The sequence below is a fragment of the Pseudomonas sp. BN414 genome, assembly GCF_029871275.1.
GTDB lineage: Bacteria > Pseudomonadota > Gammaproteobacteria > Pseudomonadales > Pseudomonadaceae > Metapseudomonas > Metapseudomonas resinovorans_C.
Genome location: NZ_SSOL01000064.1, coordinates 98191 through 110471 on the forward strand (window position 1 = coordinate 98191; position 12281 = coordinate 110471).

At 62.2% G+C, this 12281-nt stretch carries 12 protein-coding genes and 3 pseudogenes; 8 read left to right on the forward strand and 7 right to left on the reverse strand.

What is annotated here, in order from left to right; all coding sequences use genetic code 11:
* Positions 1–289: 289 nt before the first annotated feature.
* From E8E95_RS30540 to E8E95_RS13005, 5 genes and pseudogenes are all read left to right on the forward strand, one after another.
* Positions 290–385 carry a CinA family protein gene (locus tag E8E95_RS30540; protein ID WP_348532579.1) on the forward strand — a complete coding sequence of 32 codons (96 nt, stop codon included), beginning with the start codon at positions 290–292 and terminating at the stop codon, positions 383–385.
* Between the two features lie 111 nt (positions 386–496).
* Positions 497–838, forward strand: coding sequence for a four-helix bundle copper-binding protein (locus E8E95_RS12990; protein ID WP_280350744.1), 342 nt, complete (start codon positions 497–499; stop codon positions 836–838).
* A gap of 311 nt (positions 839–1149) precedes the next feature.
* The gene (galU, locus tag E8E95_RS12995) at positions 1150–2037 is read left to right on the forward strand and encodes a UTP--glucose-1-phosphate uridylyltransferase GalU (RefSeq protein WP_280350746.1); all 888 of its coding nucleotides are present in this window, start codon (positions 1150–1152) and stop codon (positions 2035–2037) included.
* A gap of 749 nt (positions 2038–2786) precedes the next feature.
* Positions 2787–3194 (forward strand): annotated as a pseudogene (locus E8E95_RS13000) (PA2169 family four-helix-bundle protein); the annotation flags it as partial.
* Positions 3195–3215: 21 nt separating this feature from the next.
* Positions 3216–3434, forward strand: a pseudogene (locus E8E95_RS13005) (hypothetical protein); the annotation flags it as partial.
* 176 nt (positions 3435–3610) lie between these two features.
* Here E8E95_RS13005 and E8E95_RS13010 read toward each other — a convergent pair.
* The gene (locus tag E8E95_RS13010) at positions 3611–4684 is read right to left on the reverse strand and encodes an NAD(P)H-dependent oxidoreductase (protein ID WP_280350748.1); all 1074 of its coding nucleotides are present in this window, start codon (positions 4682–4684) and stop codon (positions 3611–3613) included.
* 249 nt (positions 4685–4933) lie between these two features.
* On the opposite strand from E8E95_RS13010, the gene E8E95_RS13015 reads away from it, so the two are divergent.
* Positions 4934–5284: a DUF3509 domain-containing protein gene (locus tag E8E95_RS13015; protein ID WP_280350751.1), complete on the forward strand. Its 351-nt coding sequence runs from the start codon at positions 4934–4936 to the stop codon at positions 5282–5284.
* Between the two features lie 24 nt (positions 5285–5308).
* Here the strand turns inward: E8E95_RS13015 and E8E95_RS13020 are convergent, their stop codons facing one another.
* From E8E95_RS13020 to E8E95_RS13035, 4 genes are all read right to left on the reverse strand, one after another.
* Positions 5309–5488 (reverse strand): hypothetical protein, encoded by a 180-nt coding sequence (locus E8E95_RS13020; protein ID WP_280350752.1) that lies wholly within the window; start codon positions 5486–5488, stop codon positions 5309–5311.
* A 39-nt stretch (positions 5489–5527) separates the two neighbouring features.
* Complete coding sequence (locus E8E95_RS13025) at positions 5528–5860, reverse strand: four-helix bundle copper-binding protein (RefSeq protein WP_280350754.1); 333 nt, start codon at positions 5858–5860, stop codon at positions 5528–5530.
* Complete coding sequence (locus tag E8E95_RS13030; RefSeq protein ID WP_280350756.1) at positions 5857–6579, reverse strand: DUF2238 domain-containing protein; 723 nt, start codon at positions 6577–6579, stop codon at positions 5857–5859. Before E8E95_RS13030 ends, E8E95_RS13025 begins: the two co-directional genes overlap by 4 nt.
* Positions 6580–6809: 230 nt before the next feature.
* A complete protein-coding gene (locus E8E95_RS13035; protein WP_280350758.1) occupies positions 6810–7325 on the reverse strand; it encodes a DUF4142 domain-containing protein in 516 nt (171 codons plus the stop codon).
* A gap of 346 nt (positions 7326–7671) precedes the next feature.
* Between E8E95_RS13035 and E8E95_RS13040 the strand changes: the two are divergent.
* Both E8E95_RS13040 and E8E95_RS13045 read left to right on the forward strand, forming a co-directional pair.
* A pseudogene (locus E8E95_RS13040) lies at positions 7672–7944 on the forward strand (SDR family oxidoreductase); the annotation flags it as partial.
* A 335-nt stretch (positions 7945–8279) separates the two neighbouring features.
* Entirely contained in the window at positions 8280–8450 is a 171-nt protein-coding gene (locus E8E95_RS13045; RefSeq protein ID WP_280350760.1) for a hypothetical protein, read from the forward strand.
* A 217-nt stretch (positions 8451–8667) separates the two neighbouring features.
* Here the strand turns inward: E8E95_RS13045 and E8E95_RS13050 are convergent, their stop codons facing one another.
* Together E8E95_RS13050 and E8E95_RS13055 are read right to left on the reverse strand one after the other, a co-directional pair.
* A complete protein-coding gene (locus E8E95_RS13050; protein ID WP_280350762.1) occupies positions 8668–11247 on the reverse strand; it encodes a PAS domain-containing protein in 2580 nt (859 codons plus the stop codon).
* 166 nt (positions 11248–11413) lie between these two features.
* Positions 11414–12281, reverse strand: an 868-nt coding sequence (locus E8E95_RS13055; RefSeq protein ID WP_280349636.1) for an IS3 family transposase, incomplete at its 5' end; no start/stop codon positions are given.

Genomic DNA, 12281 nt, shown 5'->3' on the forward strand with positions numbered 1-12281 from the left:
GCTCCGATTCGTCGTGGACCATGTTTTGGCGATGCCCTTGGCTGGCAGGTTTCCCGCCGAGCCCGGACGCGCACGTCTGATTTCCTTTTGTCCGGGCTCTTCGCAAGCCCTGCTGCCATCTGTGAGTGGTTGCCCTGGACTGGGTCCCACACTTTTTGCTGACTGGTCGGATTCGCTTAGGTTCGACTTATTTCTCACCGGCAAGCCGTTTGGAGGGAAAACCTGAACTTTGCCTATGGGGGTCATTCCATAAGGGCATGAGCGCAGCGGGCAAAGGGAGAGCGGAACCATGGGTGACATAGACGAAGTCGTGAGTTTCCTGGACCGGTGCGGCCTGCGCCTGGCCACCGCCGAGTCCTGCACCGCCGGCCTGATGGCGTGGTGAGCGAAACCGTTCGTTTCGACGGCGAGCGCAATGAGGTTCGCGAGGCCGCCGCCCGGCATGCGTTGCTGAATCTTCCTGATTACTACGAACGCCTGCGCCGGACCTGACGCCATGGAACCCCGCCGCGAAGCCTGCAGCCGCTGCATCGTCACCTGTTCGGTGTGTATCACCAGTTTCCTGCTGGTGGAGGACGAAGCGGACCGCCGGGCCATCCGTCGCTGCCGCGATCTCTGCGGCGAATGCATGGATACCTGCCGGCAGATGCTCGACCTGCTGGAGCATGACAGTCGCTACACCGAGAGCTACGGCCCCTTCTGCGCCGCCATGTGCCGGCTCTGCGCATCCGAGTGCGCGCGCCACCAGACGGCCGAGTGCCAGGATTGCCGAAAAAACTGCGAGGAATGCGCGCGGCTGCTCGATCGCCGCCCAGCGCCCCTTGCCCCATCAACATAGAGGGGAGGAAATCCTCATGAGCAAGCACCACCGAAAACATCCGTATCCCGACGCACCCCAGACCATCTCCGGCGGCGGAGACGCGGAGACCGGTCGTACTACGGGCGGTAATGTCGGCAGCGATACCAACCGCGCCGAGAAAGCGCGCAAAGGGGGCCAACATAGCCATGGAGGCAACCGTCCCTGAGCCACAGATTGCGTCCTGCCCCTAGGGCGGGGCGCAGTTGCCTACCGTTGAAAATATTCCTTGAACCCCCTCGTGACCGGCTAGTCAGCATTCTGATGCCCACATCAGTAATGGAGCTGACACCATGATCAAGAAGTGCCTCTTCCCCGCCGCTGGCTACGGTACCCGCTTCCTTCCGGCAACCAAGTCCATGCCCAAGGAAATGCTCCCGGTGGTGGACACGCCGCTGATCCAGTACGGCGTACAGGAAGCACTGGATGCCGGCCTGACGCAGATTTCCATGGTCACCGGACGAGGCAAGCGCGCTTTGGAAGACCATTTCGACATCAGCTACGAGCTGGAGAACGAGATCTGCAATACCGACAAGGAGAAAGCCCTGGATGGCATCCGACGGCTGATCGACGAGTGTTCCTTCTCCTATACCCGCCAGACCCACATGAAGGGGCTCGGCCATGCCATTCTCAGCGGCCGCCCACTGATCGGCGATGCGCCATTTGCCGTGGTGCTGGCGGACGACCTCTGCCTGAACCCCGGCGGGGACGGCGTGCTGACCCAGATGGTGCAGCTCTACAACCAGTTCCGCTGTTCCATCGTGGCCATCCAGGAAGTGCCGGCAGGGGAAACCGGCAAGTACGGCATCGTCGCCGGCGAGTGCATGCGTGAAGGGCTGCTGCGTGTCGACCGGATGGTGGAGAAACCCCGCCCGGAAGACGCACCTTCCAACCTGGCCATCATCGGCCGCTACATTCTGACGCCGGACATCTTCGACCTGATCGCGGCAACCCCGCCGGGCGCGGGTGGCGAGATCCAGATCACTGATGCCTTGATGAAGCAGGCCAGCCGTGGCTGCGTGCTGGCTTATCGCTTCAAGGGACAACGCTTCGATTGCGGCTCGGCCCAGGGCTATGTCGAGGCGACGAATTTCTGCTTCGAGAACTTCTACAAGCCCGCCCAGGCGGCGCGGCTGTCGCAAGGACTGGAGCAACCGTTGAAGGTGGCCAGCGTGGCCTGATGAGGCTGTACGTGCCTGCGTTCAGTCTCGGCACAGTCCTGTAGGGGCGATTTCAATCGCCAAGCAGGACGCAGTCCTGCCCTGTAGGAGCGAATTCATTCGCGAAATGGTGGGGCACCGTGCCACCCATTGGCAGCCCTCTCCCCCGGCCCCTCTCCCGCAAGCGGGCGAGGGGTGACTCACCGCTCAGCTTCGGCACAGTCCTGTAGGGGCGAATTCAATCGCCAAGCAGGACGCAGTCCTGCCTGTAGGAACGAATTCATTCGCGAAATGGCGAGCACGGTGCCAGCCGGCGTCCGCCCTCACCCCAACCCTCTCCCAGAGGGAGAGGGAGCTGTCCGTGCCTGCTTCCAGTCTGGGCACAGTCCTGTGGGGGCGATTTCAATCGCTAAGCAGGACGCAGTCCTGCCCTGTAGGAGCGAATTCATTCGCGAAATGGCGAGCACGGTGCCAGCCATTGGCAACCCTCTCCCCCGGCCCCTCTCCCTGAAGAGGAGAGGGGTGACTCGCGCCGGCAAGGCATAGGCGGTCCTGACACAGCCATCGGGCTGAAATCAGGTTCCGTCGAGTGTGAGCTTCAGGATGATTTGTCCCTCACCAGCGCGAGTCACCCCTCGCCCGCCTGCGGGAGAGGGGCCGGGGGAGAGGGCTGTGTCAGGCCTGCACCGATGACGCAAATAAAAATCACATTGAATCCCCAGCCTTCCCACCAGTCGACAGCAATAGCACCAAAAACAGGGAGCGATTCCATGCCAACGCTGAACAAAACCATCGACCTGCTCAACCAGCTATTGGTCGCCTGTGAAGGTGGGCGACTCGAATGCGGAGACATCGCCCGCGAATGCCGTAATCAGGACCTCTACCAGCTATTCGCCAGCCGCGCCCTGGAGTGGATGGTCATCCGAGAGAACTTGCGCGATCAGATCAAGGCCTATGGTGGGCGGCCGGCGCTGCACGCCAGCCTGGAGAGCGAGATACATCGCGGCTGGGGAGGGCTCAAGACGCTGATTGGACGCGGCAGCGACCAGGCGCTGCTGGATGAGGGCTTGCGAATCGAAGCGTCGGTTCGCCAGCGCTTCGAAACGGTACTGCGGGAACAACTCGCACCACCCCTGCGGCACGAGCTGACCGACCAGTACCACCGACTGCTCGATCGCCAGGCGCAACTGCGCGTTCTCCTGGCGCAATGGTCGCGAGCGCAACAGCGCTAGAAGGGCCGACCCAGTGAACTCGCCGGCACCGACACCCTCGACCGACGCAACAGCAACGCCAAGCTCGACCAGCTGGAAACCTTCCGCGAAGACGCCACCAATGAAGCTCTGACCACCAACACCGGCACCCGCATTGCCGACAACCAGAACAGCCTGAAGGCGGGCGAACGCGGCCCGACGCTGCTGGGCGAGGGAGCCCTGGGCCAAGAAGATACCGGCGTGACGTGCACCGATCAGCTCTTGTAGGAGCGAGCTTGCTCGCGAAGGACCGAGCTCGGAACTGTTCGCGAGCAGAGCTCGCTCCTACAGGTCGTCGAGCCTGGGCCAAGGGGCCGGCGTGACGTGCGCCGATTGGCCCCCGCTCATTTCGGCCGCGGAGCCTGCAATCCCTGGCGAGGGCTGGCCAGTCGACCGGCCCTGGCATCGGCCACCGTGCGGCTGACCGCCTGGGCGACGATGCGCACTTCCTGTTGCAGGGCCATGTCGCTGTCCAGTTCTTCGTGGCTGGTTGCGTAGGGCTTGTAGTAGCCGATGTAGCGTTCGAGCCTGGCGTTGAAGCCCGCATCGTGGAAGCCCATCCAGTCGAGCCAGTCGGAAAGGGCGCGGCGCGACTCTTCGATTCCTGCGACGTCACCATGAACCACCAGGCCATACACGCGGCCCTCAAGGTGTTTGGGATAGTGCCAGCCATCGAGTTCGACCTGCTTGGCCAATGCGACGTCCTTGCCTCCGGTGGAGGTGGGATCGGGGTTGCCACCATCGGCGCAGACCAGTCGGTCGATCATCAGCTTCAACGGGCTGGGTGACTGATACCAGTACACCGGCGTGATGATGATCACCGCGTGGGCCGCCACCCAGCGCTCGTAGATTTCCGCCATCCAGTCATTGGTCTGGCCCAACGCGGGGTTGGGATAGCAGCTGCACGGCCAGTGGCAAAGGGGCATGGCCGTGGAGACGCAACCCTTGCAGGGATGGATGTGCAGGCGGTACTCGGAGGTGATCCGGCTGAGATCGAGGAGGTCGGTTTCCACCTTGCCCCTGGCCAGCTCATCGGCGGCGATCCGCGCCAACCGCCAGGACTTGGAGACCTCGCCAGGACAGGTACCGTCATTGCGCGAAGAGCCGATGATGACGAGCACCCGCGACGGCGTGGACGGGTCTTTCTGCCGGTGTTCGGCGCGCTCCAGGGCCTCGCGGGTGGCCCTCCATTCATCCGACAACAAGTACTCCGGGTCGGCGTATCCACTGCCGGCCGGGTGCGTCCGGGGCGCCTTGCGGCCTTCCTGATAGGCCTCCCAAGCGATGGTTTCGATGCGCTCCAGCGCTTCCCGTTCTACGAAGAATGCGGGATCGGAGAAGGATTCCCTGAAACGTTGGCGGAAGACTTCCGGGGAGATGCGTCCAGTTGCCTGGCCTTTACGTGGCTGAATGCCCATGGCGATCACCTCGTGGCGTCCGGTTCTCCTATTCCGAATCGCGCCGCGTGGCCAGGGTTCAACCTTGCGGACGGCGAGTCTTTCCGCTCATGCAGGATGCAAGGCGCTGGCCGACTGATCATGCAAATCGCTGCTGGCTAGAGGCCATTCGCCTCGGCTGAGGGTTGGTTTCGCAGCCTTCGCTGCAGGCGGTGGAGCGGCACGGTTGATGCTGAATAAGGGAACCACCACCCCTCAGGACTACCCAAAATGAGCTCCCTGGATGTATTCACCGAGGCCTTTCCGCAATTCCACGTCGACCTCAAGCCCCGTCCCGACGGGACGCTGCTGCTCGTACTCGAAGGTGAAACCGGCCAGCCGCTGTGCAAGGCGATCAGCGGCCATGCGCTCCACGACGAAGACTGTGCCCGAGCGATCATCCGGGAGCTGCTGCGCGAGATGAAGCTGACCAATGGCGAAGCCATCTGGCATGCGCGCGGCGTCGACTGGGTGTCACGTGAACTGCCGACCTACTACGGCGGAGGCCTCCACGTGACCGCCGCCAAGACACTGGTGGCACGCCGCAAGGTGGAGCACGAACGGCGCCTGGCCGCGAGATAACCCCGGTAAACGAGAACGCCGCGCTCAGACCCGATCGCGGCGTTCTTTTTCACGGGGCGGGATGCGCGGGTCAGGGGCCTCGCGAGGCGGGCTGTCCGGCGTAATAGCGGGTGGTTCTTCCCGCTCGATTTGCGAGCCGGGGTCTTCGTTGCCCGGGTCGTCGATGACGGGCTGTTCGGGGAGCGGTCGTTCTTCGGTACCCATGATCTTTCTCCTCTCGCGTGGAGGAACCGAGGCGGCGATTCATGCCGTCATCAGTTCGCATTCCTCGGCGCAAACCTGGCACGCCCTGGCGCATTCCTGGCAATGGTTGCTGCCATGCACCGCGCATTCCTCGCCGCAATCGATGCACGCCATCAGACACACATGGCCCATGGCGGAGGCGTATTCGCTTTCGCGGATCATCAACGAGGCGCAGGAATGACAGATGTCGGCGCAGTCGCGGCACAGCTGGATGCAGCGGGTGAGGGTAGTCGCACGGTCTTCGGTGAGGCAGGCCGCCATGCAACTTTCACAGGCGGTAGCGCAACTGTTGCATGCGGTGATGCAGGTCTGGAAGCGATGTTCCTCAGTCATGACGATATCTCCTGTGGCTTGAGTTCCCCGGATCGGGTGAAGAGTCGAGACAGGCAGGCAATTCCCATCGCCAGCACTGCGCCGATCAAGGCCAGGGCCATGTCCTTCTGTGAATCCCATTTGTCGTTCTGGGCGGCGATAAAGCGGGCGGACTTGTCCCCGCCGACGTATTCGCCGCCGAGCCATTCGATCAGCTCGTAGCCAGCCGAAGTGGACAGCACGAGGTTCATCGCCAGGAAGGTGGCGGAGAAACCCCGCAAAGGCGTCACGCGGACCAGCAGTTCACGAATGGGGCACACGAGCAACAGCCCATAGGCGAAATGGGCGAAGCGATCGAAATGGTTGCGCCGCCAACCCAGCAGTTCCTTGAGGTCATGGCCGAAAAGGCTTTTGCTCCACTGCTCGTAGGGCACCAGCGAATAGGTGTAGTGCGCACCCACTTCGTGGATGCAGAGAAAGGCAAAAAGCAGCAAGGCCGAGGCATTGGACACGCGCAGTCGCCCCCAGCTGCACGCCACTATCGCCATCAGCGCGAACACCAGGCCGTTCTCCATGGCCCAGTCCTGGCGGTCCTTGGGTGCGATGGCGAGGAAGGCAAAGAACACCAGGAAGAGAATCAGCAGTGCCCACTGCAGGCGCTTGTCCGTCGCGCCCGTGTAGTAACGCAAGTGGTTTGGGTCTGCGCCATGGCGGTTCTCGCCAGGTCCGGTTCCAGTCATATCGCCAGGCTCCACCGTTCGGGTATGGCCCCTTGCTACATGGGAGGCGCCGGTTCTGCGAATGTTCGGATTTTTTTAGTGCCATCACGCGCGCTGCGCTACGCGGAAGCCTCGATCAGATCGATTTCACCTTGGCTTTTATAGGAGCGAGCTTGCTCGCGAAAGATCGTGCCGGGGCTGTTCGCGAGCAAGCTCGCTCCTACAGGCAGTCATCAGCTGCAAGGGCGGGATTATTGTTTGGCGACGAGGTCGTCAGCGAGCTGCTGCGCCATCTTCAGGTGTTCCTCGAGCTTGGGCAGCGTTTTCACGGCGAAAGCGCGGATGGCTTCGTCTTCGGAGTTGGCGGCGGTCTGGAACAGTTCGACGGCTGCCTTATGGGATTCGACCTGGTTGTTGGCATAGGCCTTGTCGAAGGAGTCGGAGTCACGCATTTCCAGGATTTTCGCCTTGGCCTGTTCCGACAGTCCCGGGGCGTCGGCGACTTCAAGGTCGTGTTTGCTGGCCAGGGCCTTGAGCTGCTGGTTAGCGGCTGTGTGCTCATCGACCATCATCCGGGCGAATTCCTTGACCTTGGAACTGGTGCCTTTTTCCAACGCCAGCTTCCCGGCTTCCACCTCGGCCATGCCGGCGGCCGACGCCTGATCGACGAAGTCCTGGGCACTGATTTCATCTTTGGCCTGCACGGAAGTGGCGAGCGCCAGCACTGCGAACAACGCGAACAGCGTGTGTTTGAGCGAATGAATCATGGTGAGTCCTCCGGATATAGGCTTTACCGTCGGTAGAAGAGGAGGGCGGTGGGGAAGTTCAAGAAAGTTTGTCGGTGCGAGGCTTGAAAGCAGTTCGAACCTAAGCGCGTTTTGCATCCTCACAACCCTAGAGCCCCTGCTGACATTGGTGTCTCCCGAAGGTCCACAGGCAGCGGGGGAGGACTCGTCAACACGCGCTTTATCGGAGGAAATCACCATGTCCGAGAAAAGAACGCTTCCACCGCAGCGCCAGAATCGCCAGCCGGGCCTGGAGGCCGATATGCGGCCGGCGCCGGAGTATCTTTCCTCGCCCTATTGCGCGGGTGGAAAGCTGGCCGGCAAGGTCGCCATCACCTCCTTCACGCGCTCCCTCGCGATGAACCTGGCATCTCGCGAAATACGGGTGAATGCCGTGGCGCCTGGCCCCATCTGGACCCCGCTGATTCCCTCGACCTTCAGTCCCGAGAAGGTGGCGAAGTTCGGTGCCGATACGCCGATGGGACGTCCGGGGCAACCGTCGGAAGTTGCGCCGGCGCATGTATACCTGGGCAGCAGCGACTCCTCGTATATGAGCGGGCAGGTGTTGCATGTGAACGGCGGCACCGTGGTCAATGGATGAGCCGCTGTTCAGACCGTTTTTGCATGCCGGGCGAGTTCGGTTGGCGCGTCCGGCCATATGCTGGCCAACTGGTCAAAAATGAAAACGGTCGTTTGGATGTTCGTAGCGCCGCGGCAAGATCGGGGGTTTGCGTTGAGCGAGCGGATCGCCATCCGAGAAAAAATCAGGTCTCGAAGCAGGAATTCTGATGGCGAATTGATGGTGGAACGGCCCACCGGGCTCGTTTTCGCACAGGGCCAGGAGGCGAAAAGAGTCGGAACGATTCTCGGCTGTGTCGGTTCGGACAAGGGGAATGCCACTGCATTCGCTCACCTCACCATCTGGAGATTCGACTCATGAACGAACAAAAAGGCGGTAAAGGCAACTTCAACGAGGATCGTAATCGCGCATCCGAATCGGGAAAAAAAGGCGGCCAGCAAAGCGATATCAAGAAAGAGCAGGATCGCACTTCTGATACCAGCCGCAAGGGTGGCGGCCAGCAAGGCGGTGGCGGACGCGACAGATAATCCCCATCCCCCGCGCGAAGCGGCGGCTTCGGCTGCCGCTTCGACGCCCCAAATGAAAACGGCCGCCCCGCCGATGAGGGGGCGGTGAGGCAGCCGTATAGAGCTACGAGCCGGCTTCCTGCCGCTTCTCGCATTTCCGGTGGTATGAGGGGAGGCCACCAGAGGCTCCAAATAATGAGAATTGGCGCCTTCGGAATCGTTCAAGGTTTTTTTTTGGTCAGCGGTGCGGCGGATTCAGCAACTGCGCAAGGCGCTCGGCGAGTTCCACGCGGCGATAGGGTTTGGTCAGCACTTCGAACCCGCGCAGCTGCTTGGGCGTGAGATTGGCGAAGCCGGTGATGATCAATACCGGAAGTCTTTCATTGCGCTGGCGCAGTTCATGGGCGAGCTGGACGCCCGTCTTGTCCGCCATTATGTGATCGGTCACCAGTACATCCGGCTTCAGGCCTGCCTCGATCAGGTCGAGGGCGGCGGCTGCCGAATCCGCCGAGGTGACCTGGTAACCGAGTTCGCCTAGTTGCAACGCCGTCGTCTGGCGTACCAGTTCCTCGTCGTCCACCAGCAGCACCTGTGTGGGACGGCACGCAAGGGGCGCGTCGACCGGCGCTTCGCTTCGATAAACCTCCGGCCCCTCGCCAATCGGCAACCACAAGGAAACCTCGGTGCCGCGCCCGGATTCCGACACGATGCTCAGGCCGCCACCCGACTGAGCCGCCAGCCCCTGCACCATTGAAAGGCCGAGCCCGGTGCCCTTGCCCACGCCCTTGGTAGAGAAGAATGGCTCCATGCACCGTTCCAGGGTTTCGGCACTCATGCCGCATCCGTCATCAGTCACCGTGAGGCACATGAATCGTCCTGGGGCGATGCCCTTGATCGAGTCCTCGGCGACTTCCTTCACTTGCGCGCGGATGATGAGCCCGCCGCCGTCCGGCATGGCATCACGACCATTGACCGCCAGGTTGAGGATCGCCAGTTCGAGTTGGTGCGGGTCGACGATGACAGGGGGCAACTGCTCGGGAATATCGAGGGTGACGGGAATGGTCGGGCCGAGTGAGCGGCCGAGCAGGTCACTCATATCGTTCATCAGGGTGTGCAGCGCAATTGCCTGGGGCTTTAGCGTCTGCCGACGCGCGAACGTCAGCAGGCGGCCAACGAGGATTCGCGCGCGATCCGCCGACAACAAGGCCCCATCGATAAGTCCCCGGTCACGCTCTTCGGTCAACCGGCGGCGAATCAGCTCCAGCGACGCCATGATCGGCGTGAGCAGGTTGTTGAAATCATGGGCGATGCCGCCAGTGAGCTGGCCGACCATTTCCATCTTGCGTGCTTCGTGCAACTGCGCCACCGCCGACTCACGCTGGCTGACCATGGAGGCGACGCGACCTTCCAGGTCCTCGTTCAGCTTGCGCAACTCCACCTCGGCGCGGACCCGTGCGCTGATGTCCACGCAGACCAGGAGGATGCCGTTGAACTGTTCCTGGTCGTTCAATAGCGGCGTGATCTGATTCTGGACCCACACCGTCTGGCCATCCGGCAAGATGTAGCGTCCAGTGCCCTCCAGCAACGGCCCCATACAGAGGCTGTCATCCACCAGCGGTTCCGGGAGCGGGTGGTCGACCTGGGATATATCGCGCAGCGACAGCCCAAGCAGTGTTTCGCGTGAGCGTCCGACGATCTCGCAATAGCGATCATTCACCCGGGTGAAGGTGCCGTCCTGGTCACAGACGGCGATGCCGGCGCTGCATTGGTCGAATATGGCCGACAGCTGCGCCGAGCTGGCCCGCAAGGCCATTTCCGCCCGGGCGTGATGCACCGAATTCCAGATCAGCTTGGCGATTTCTTCCGCCAGGGCAACTTCGGCAGGCAGGAAGTCGTGGGGATGATCGTGGTGAATGGCCAGTGTCGCCTCCAGAGTGCCGTGGCGAACGACCGGAATGTGCAGCGTCGCCGCCACGTCCAGTTCGCCGCATAGCGACATTTCCCCGACCGTCAGTCCCTTCTCGCTGGCGATGTCGTCGCGGATTACCGGAAGACCGGAGCGCAACGCACGCAGCAGGTCGCCGCCGAAATCTCGATAGCGATGCTGCCCCCAGGCGGAGCGGTTGCCGTGGTAGTAGTCCCGATGAACCCTGAAGCTCTCGCCGTCGCCGTTGTCTTCGCCGAAGAAAACCCGCGAAGCGCCGAGTGCCTCGCCGATCTTGCGCAAGGAAAGGATCTCCATTTCTTCGGGGTCGGAGCTCGAACGCAAGGTCTGGCTGAGTTCGAGCAGGAAGGCCTGGCGTCTTTCGAATCGAACGCGCTCGGTGGTTTCAGTGACAATGCACAGCACGCCGCCAACCGAACCCGTTTCTTCCCGGACCGCCGAATAGGACACATCGAAGTAGGCGGTTTCTCCCCGTCCATCACGCTCGATGTAGAAGGGCCGATCCTGGGCGGTGAAGGTTTCGCCAGTTTCCCGCACGGCCTCGAGCAGGGGACCGAGATCGCTCCAGAGTTCACTCCAGTTCTCGATGGCCGGGCGGCCCAGGGCGCGCGGATGCTTGGCGCCGATGGTGGGCACGTAGGCATCGTTGTACAGGGCGACGTATTTCGGCCCCCAGAACAGCACGATCTGGGCCTTGGCAGGCAACAGGGTGGACATCAGGGTCTTGAGCGTGGGCGACCAGTTGGCCGGATTCCCCAGAGGTGAGCCCGCCCAGTCGCGGCTCTGCAACAGCGCGCCGACGGCACCGCCATTGAGCAGAAAATTCAGGTCGAAAGTGGCCTGGTCGGGGGCGAAGCCAGATAGCTGTTCCATAAAAACGGCGGCCGATAGGCGAATAGGGATCCCTGGTTAAGCCCGATCTCCCAGCGAGTAAGAGAACGGGAGGCGCATTGCGTTCCCCCTCCCGGACCAGCGGTCGATCAGTTTCAACTATAGGTCAAGCTGAAGTGGTCAAGTAAAACTGGACACCGGTTTAGGTCTATCCAGCCAGCGCTTCGCGCTGTACCGGTGTCTGGTAACTGTTGTAGCTGTGCGGCCGTCGGTGGTTGTAGTAGTCGGTCAGGTAGCGCAGTACGTCAGCCTCTGCTTCGGCTTGGCTGGCGTAACCCGAAGCCGGTATCCATTCGGATTTTAGGCTCCGGAAGAAACGCTCCATCGGGGCGTTGTCCCAGCAATTGCCGCGACGACTCATGCTCTGGCGGATTCGATGCCGCCAGAGCAATTGTCGAAACTCCTGACTGCTGTAGTGGCTGCCCTGGTCGGAGTGAAACAGCACGCCGCCGGGGCAACCGCGAGCCTCATAGGCCACGCGCAAAGCACGTCCGGTGAGCTGCGAGTCCGGACGATCGGACATTGCCCAACCCACAATCCGCCGCGCATACAGGTCCATGACCGCGGCCAAGTAGATCCAGCGCCCGCCGGCCCAGATGTACGTCACGTCACCGCACCACACCTGATTGGGACCGTGAGTGCGGAACTGTCGGTCCAGCTCGTTCGACGCCTTGGCACTCTCGCCCTCCGCTGGGCGGTAACGGTGTCGACGGCGTTGCGAGCTGAACAACTGGGCCTCCTTCATCAAACGGCCGGCCAGGAATCGACCCACCGCCCAGCCTTCCTGGCGCAAAGCCGCCGCGAGCGTCCGGGCGCCTGCCGAACGCCGACTCTGGACATGCAGCTCCACCAAGCGCTGTCGCAACCTGGCGTGCGGCTGATTACCGCGAGCCGCTGACTTGGCGGCGGCATAGACACTGCTGCGATTGATGCCGAACAGCCGGCACAGCTCTGCCCGTGGATAGTGCTCACCCAATGACTCGACTAAGCGCACTAATCGAGGGCGTCTGACATCA

What these genes read in the sequence shown, in the direction of transcription:
- E8E95_RS13035 (WP_280350758.1), bottom strand. Translation starts at nt 7,325, where the DNA reads ATGATTCATTCGCTCAAACACACGCTGTTCGCGTTGTTCGCAGTGCTG.
- E8E95_RS30540 (WP_348532579.1), top strand. Translation starts at nt 290, where the DNA reads ATGGGTGACATAGACGAAGTCGTGAGTTTCCTGGACCGGTGCGGCCTG.
- galU (WP_280350746.1), top strand. Translation starts at nt 1,150, where the DNA reads ATGATCAAGAAGTGCCTCTTCCCCGCCGCTGGCTACGGTACCCGCTTC.
- E8E95_RS13050 (WP_280350762.1), bottom strand. Translation starts at nt 11,247, where the DNA reads ATGGAACAGCTATCTGGCTTCGCCCCCGACCAGGCCACTTTCGACCTG.
- E8E95_RS13015 (WP_280350751.1), top strand. Translation starts at nt 4,934, where the DNA reads ATGAGCTCCCTGGATGTATTCACCGAGGCCTTTCCGCAATTCCACGTC.
- E8E95_RS13030 (WP_280350756.1), bottom strand. Translation starts at nt 6,579, where the DNA reads ATGACTGGAACCGGACCTGGCGAGAACCGCCATGGCGCAGACCCAAAC.
- E8E95_RS13025 (WP_280350754.1), bottom strand. Translation starts at nt 5,860, where the DNA reads ATGACTGAGGAACATCGCTTCCAGACCTGCATCACCGCATGCAACAGT.
- E8E95_RS13045 (WP_280350760.1), top strand. Translation starts at nt 8,280, where the DNA reads ATGAACGAACAAAAAGGCGGTAAAGGCAACTTCAACGAGGATCGTAAT.
- E8E95_RS12990 (WP_280350744.1), top strand. Translation starts at nt 497, where the DNA reads ATGGAACCCCGCCGCGAAGCCTGCAGCCGCTGCATCGTCACCTGTTCG.
- E8E95_RS13010 (WP_280350748.1), bottom strand. Translation starts at nt 4,684, where the DNA reads ATGGGCATTCAGCCACGTAAAGGCCAGGCAACTGGACGCATCTCCCCG.
- E8E95_RS13020 (WP_280350752.1), bottom strand. Translation starts at nt 5,488, where the DNA reads ATGGGTACCGAAGAACGACCGCTCCCCGAACAGCCCGTCATCGACGAC.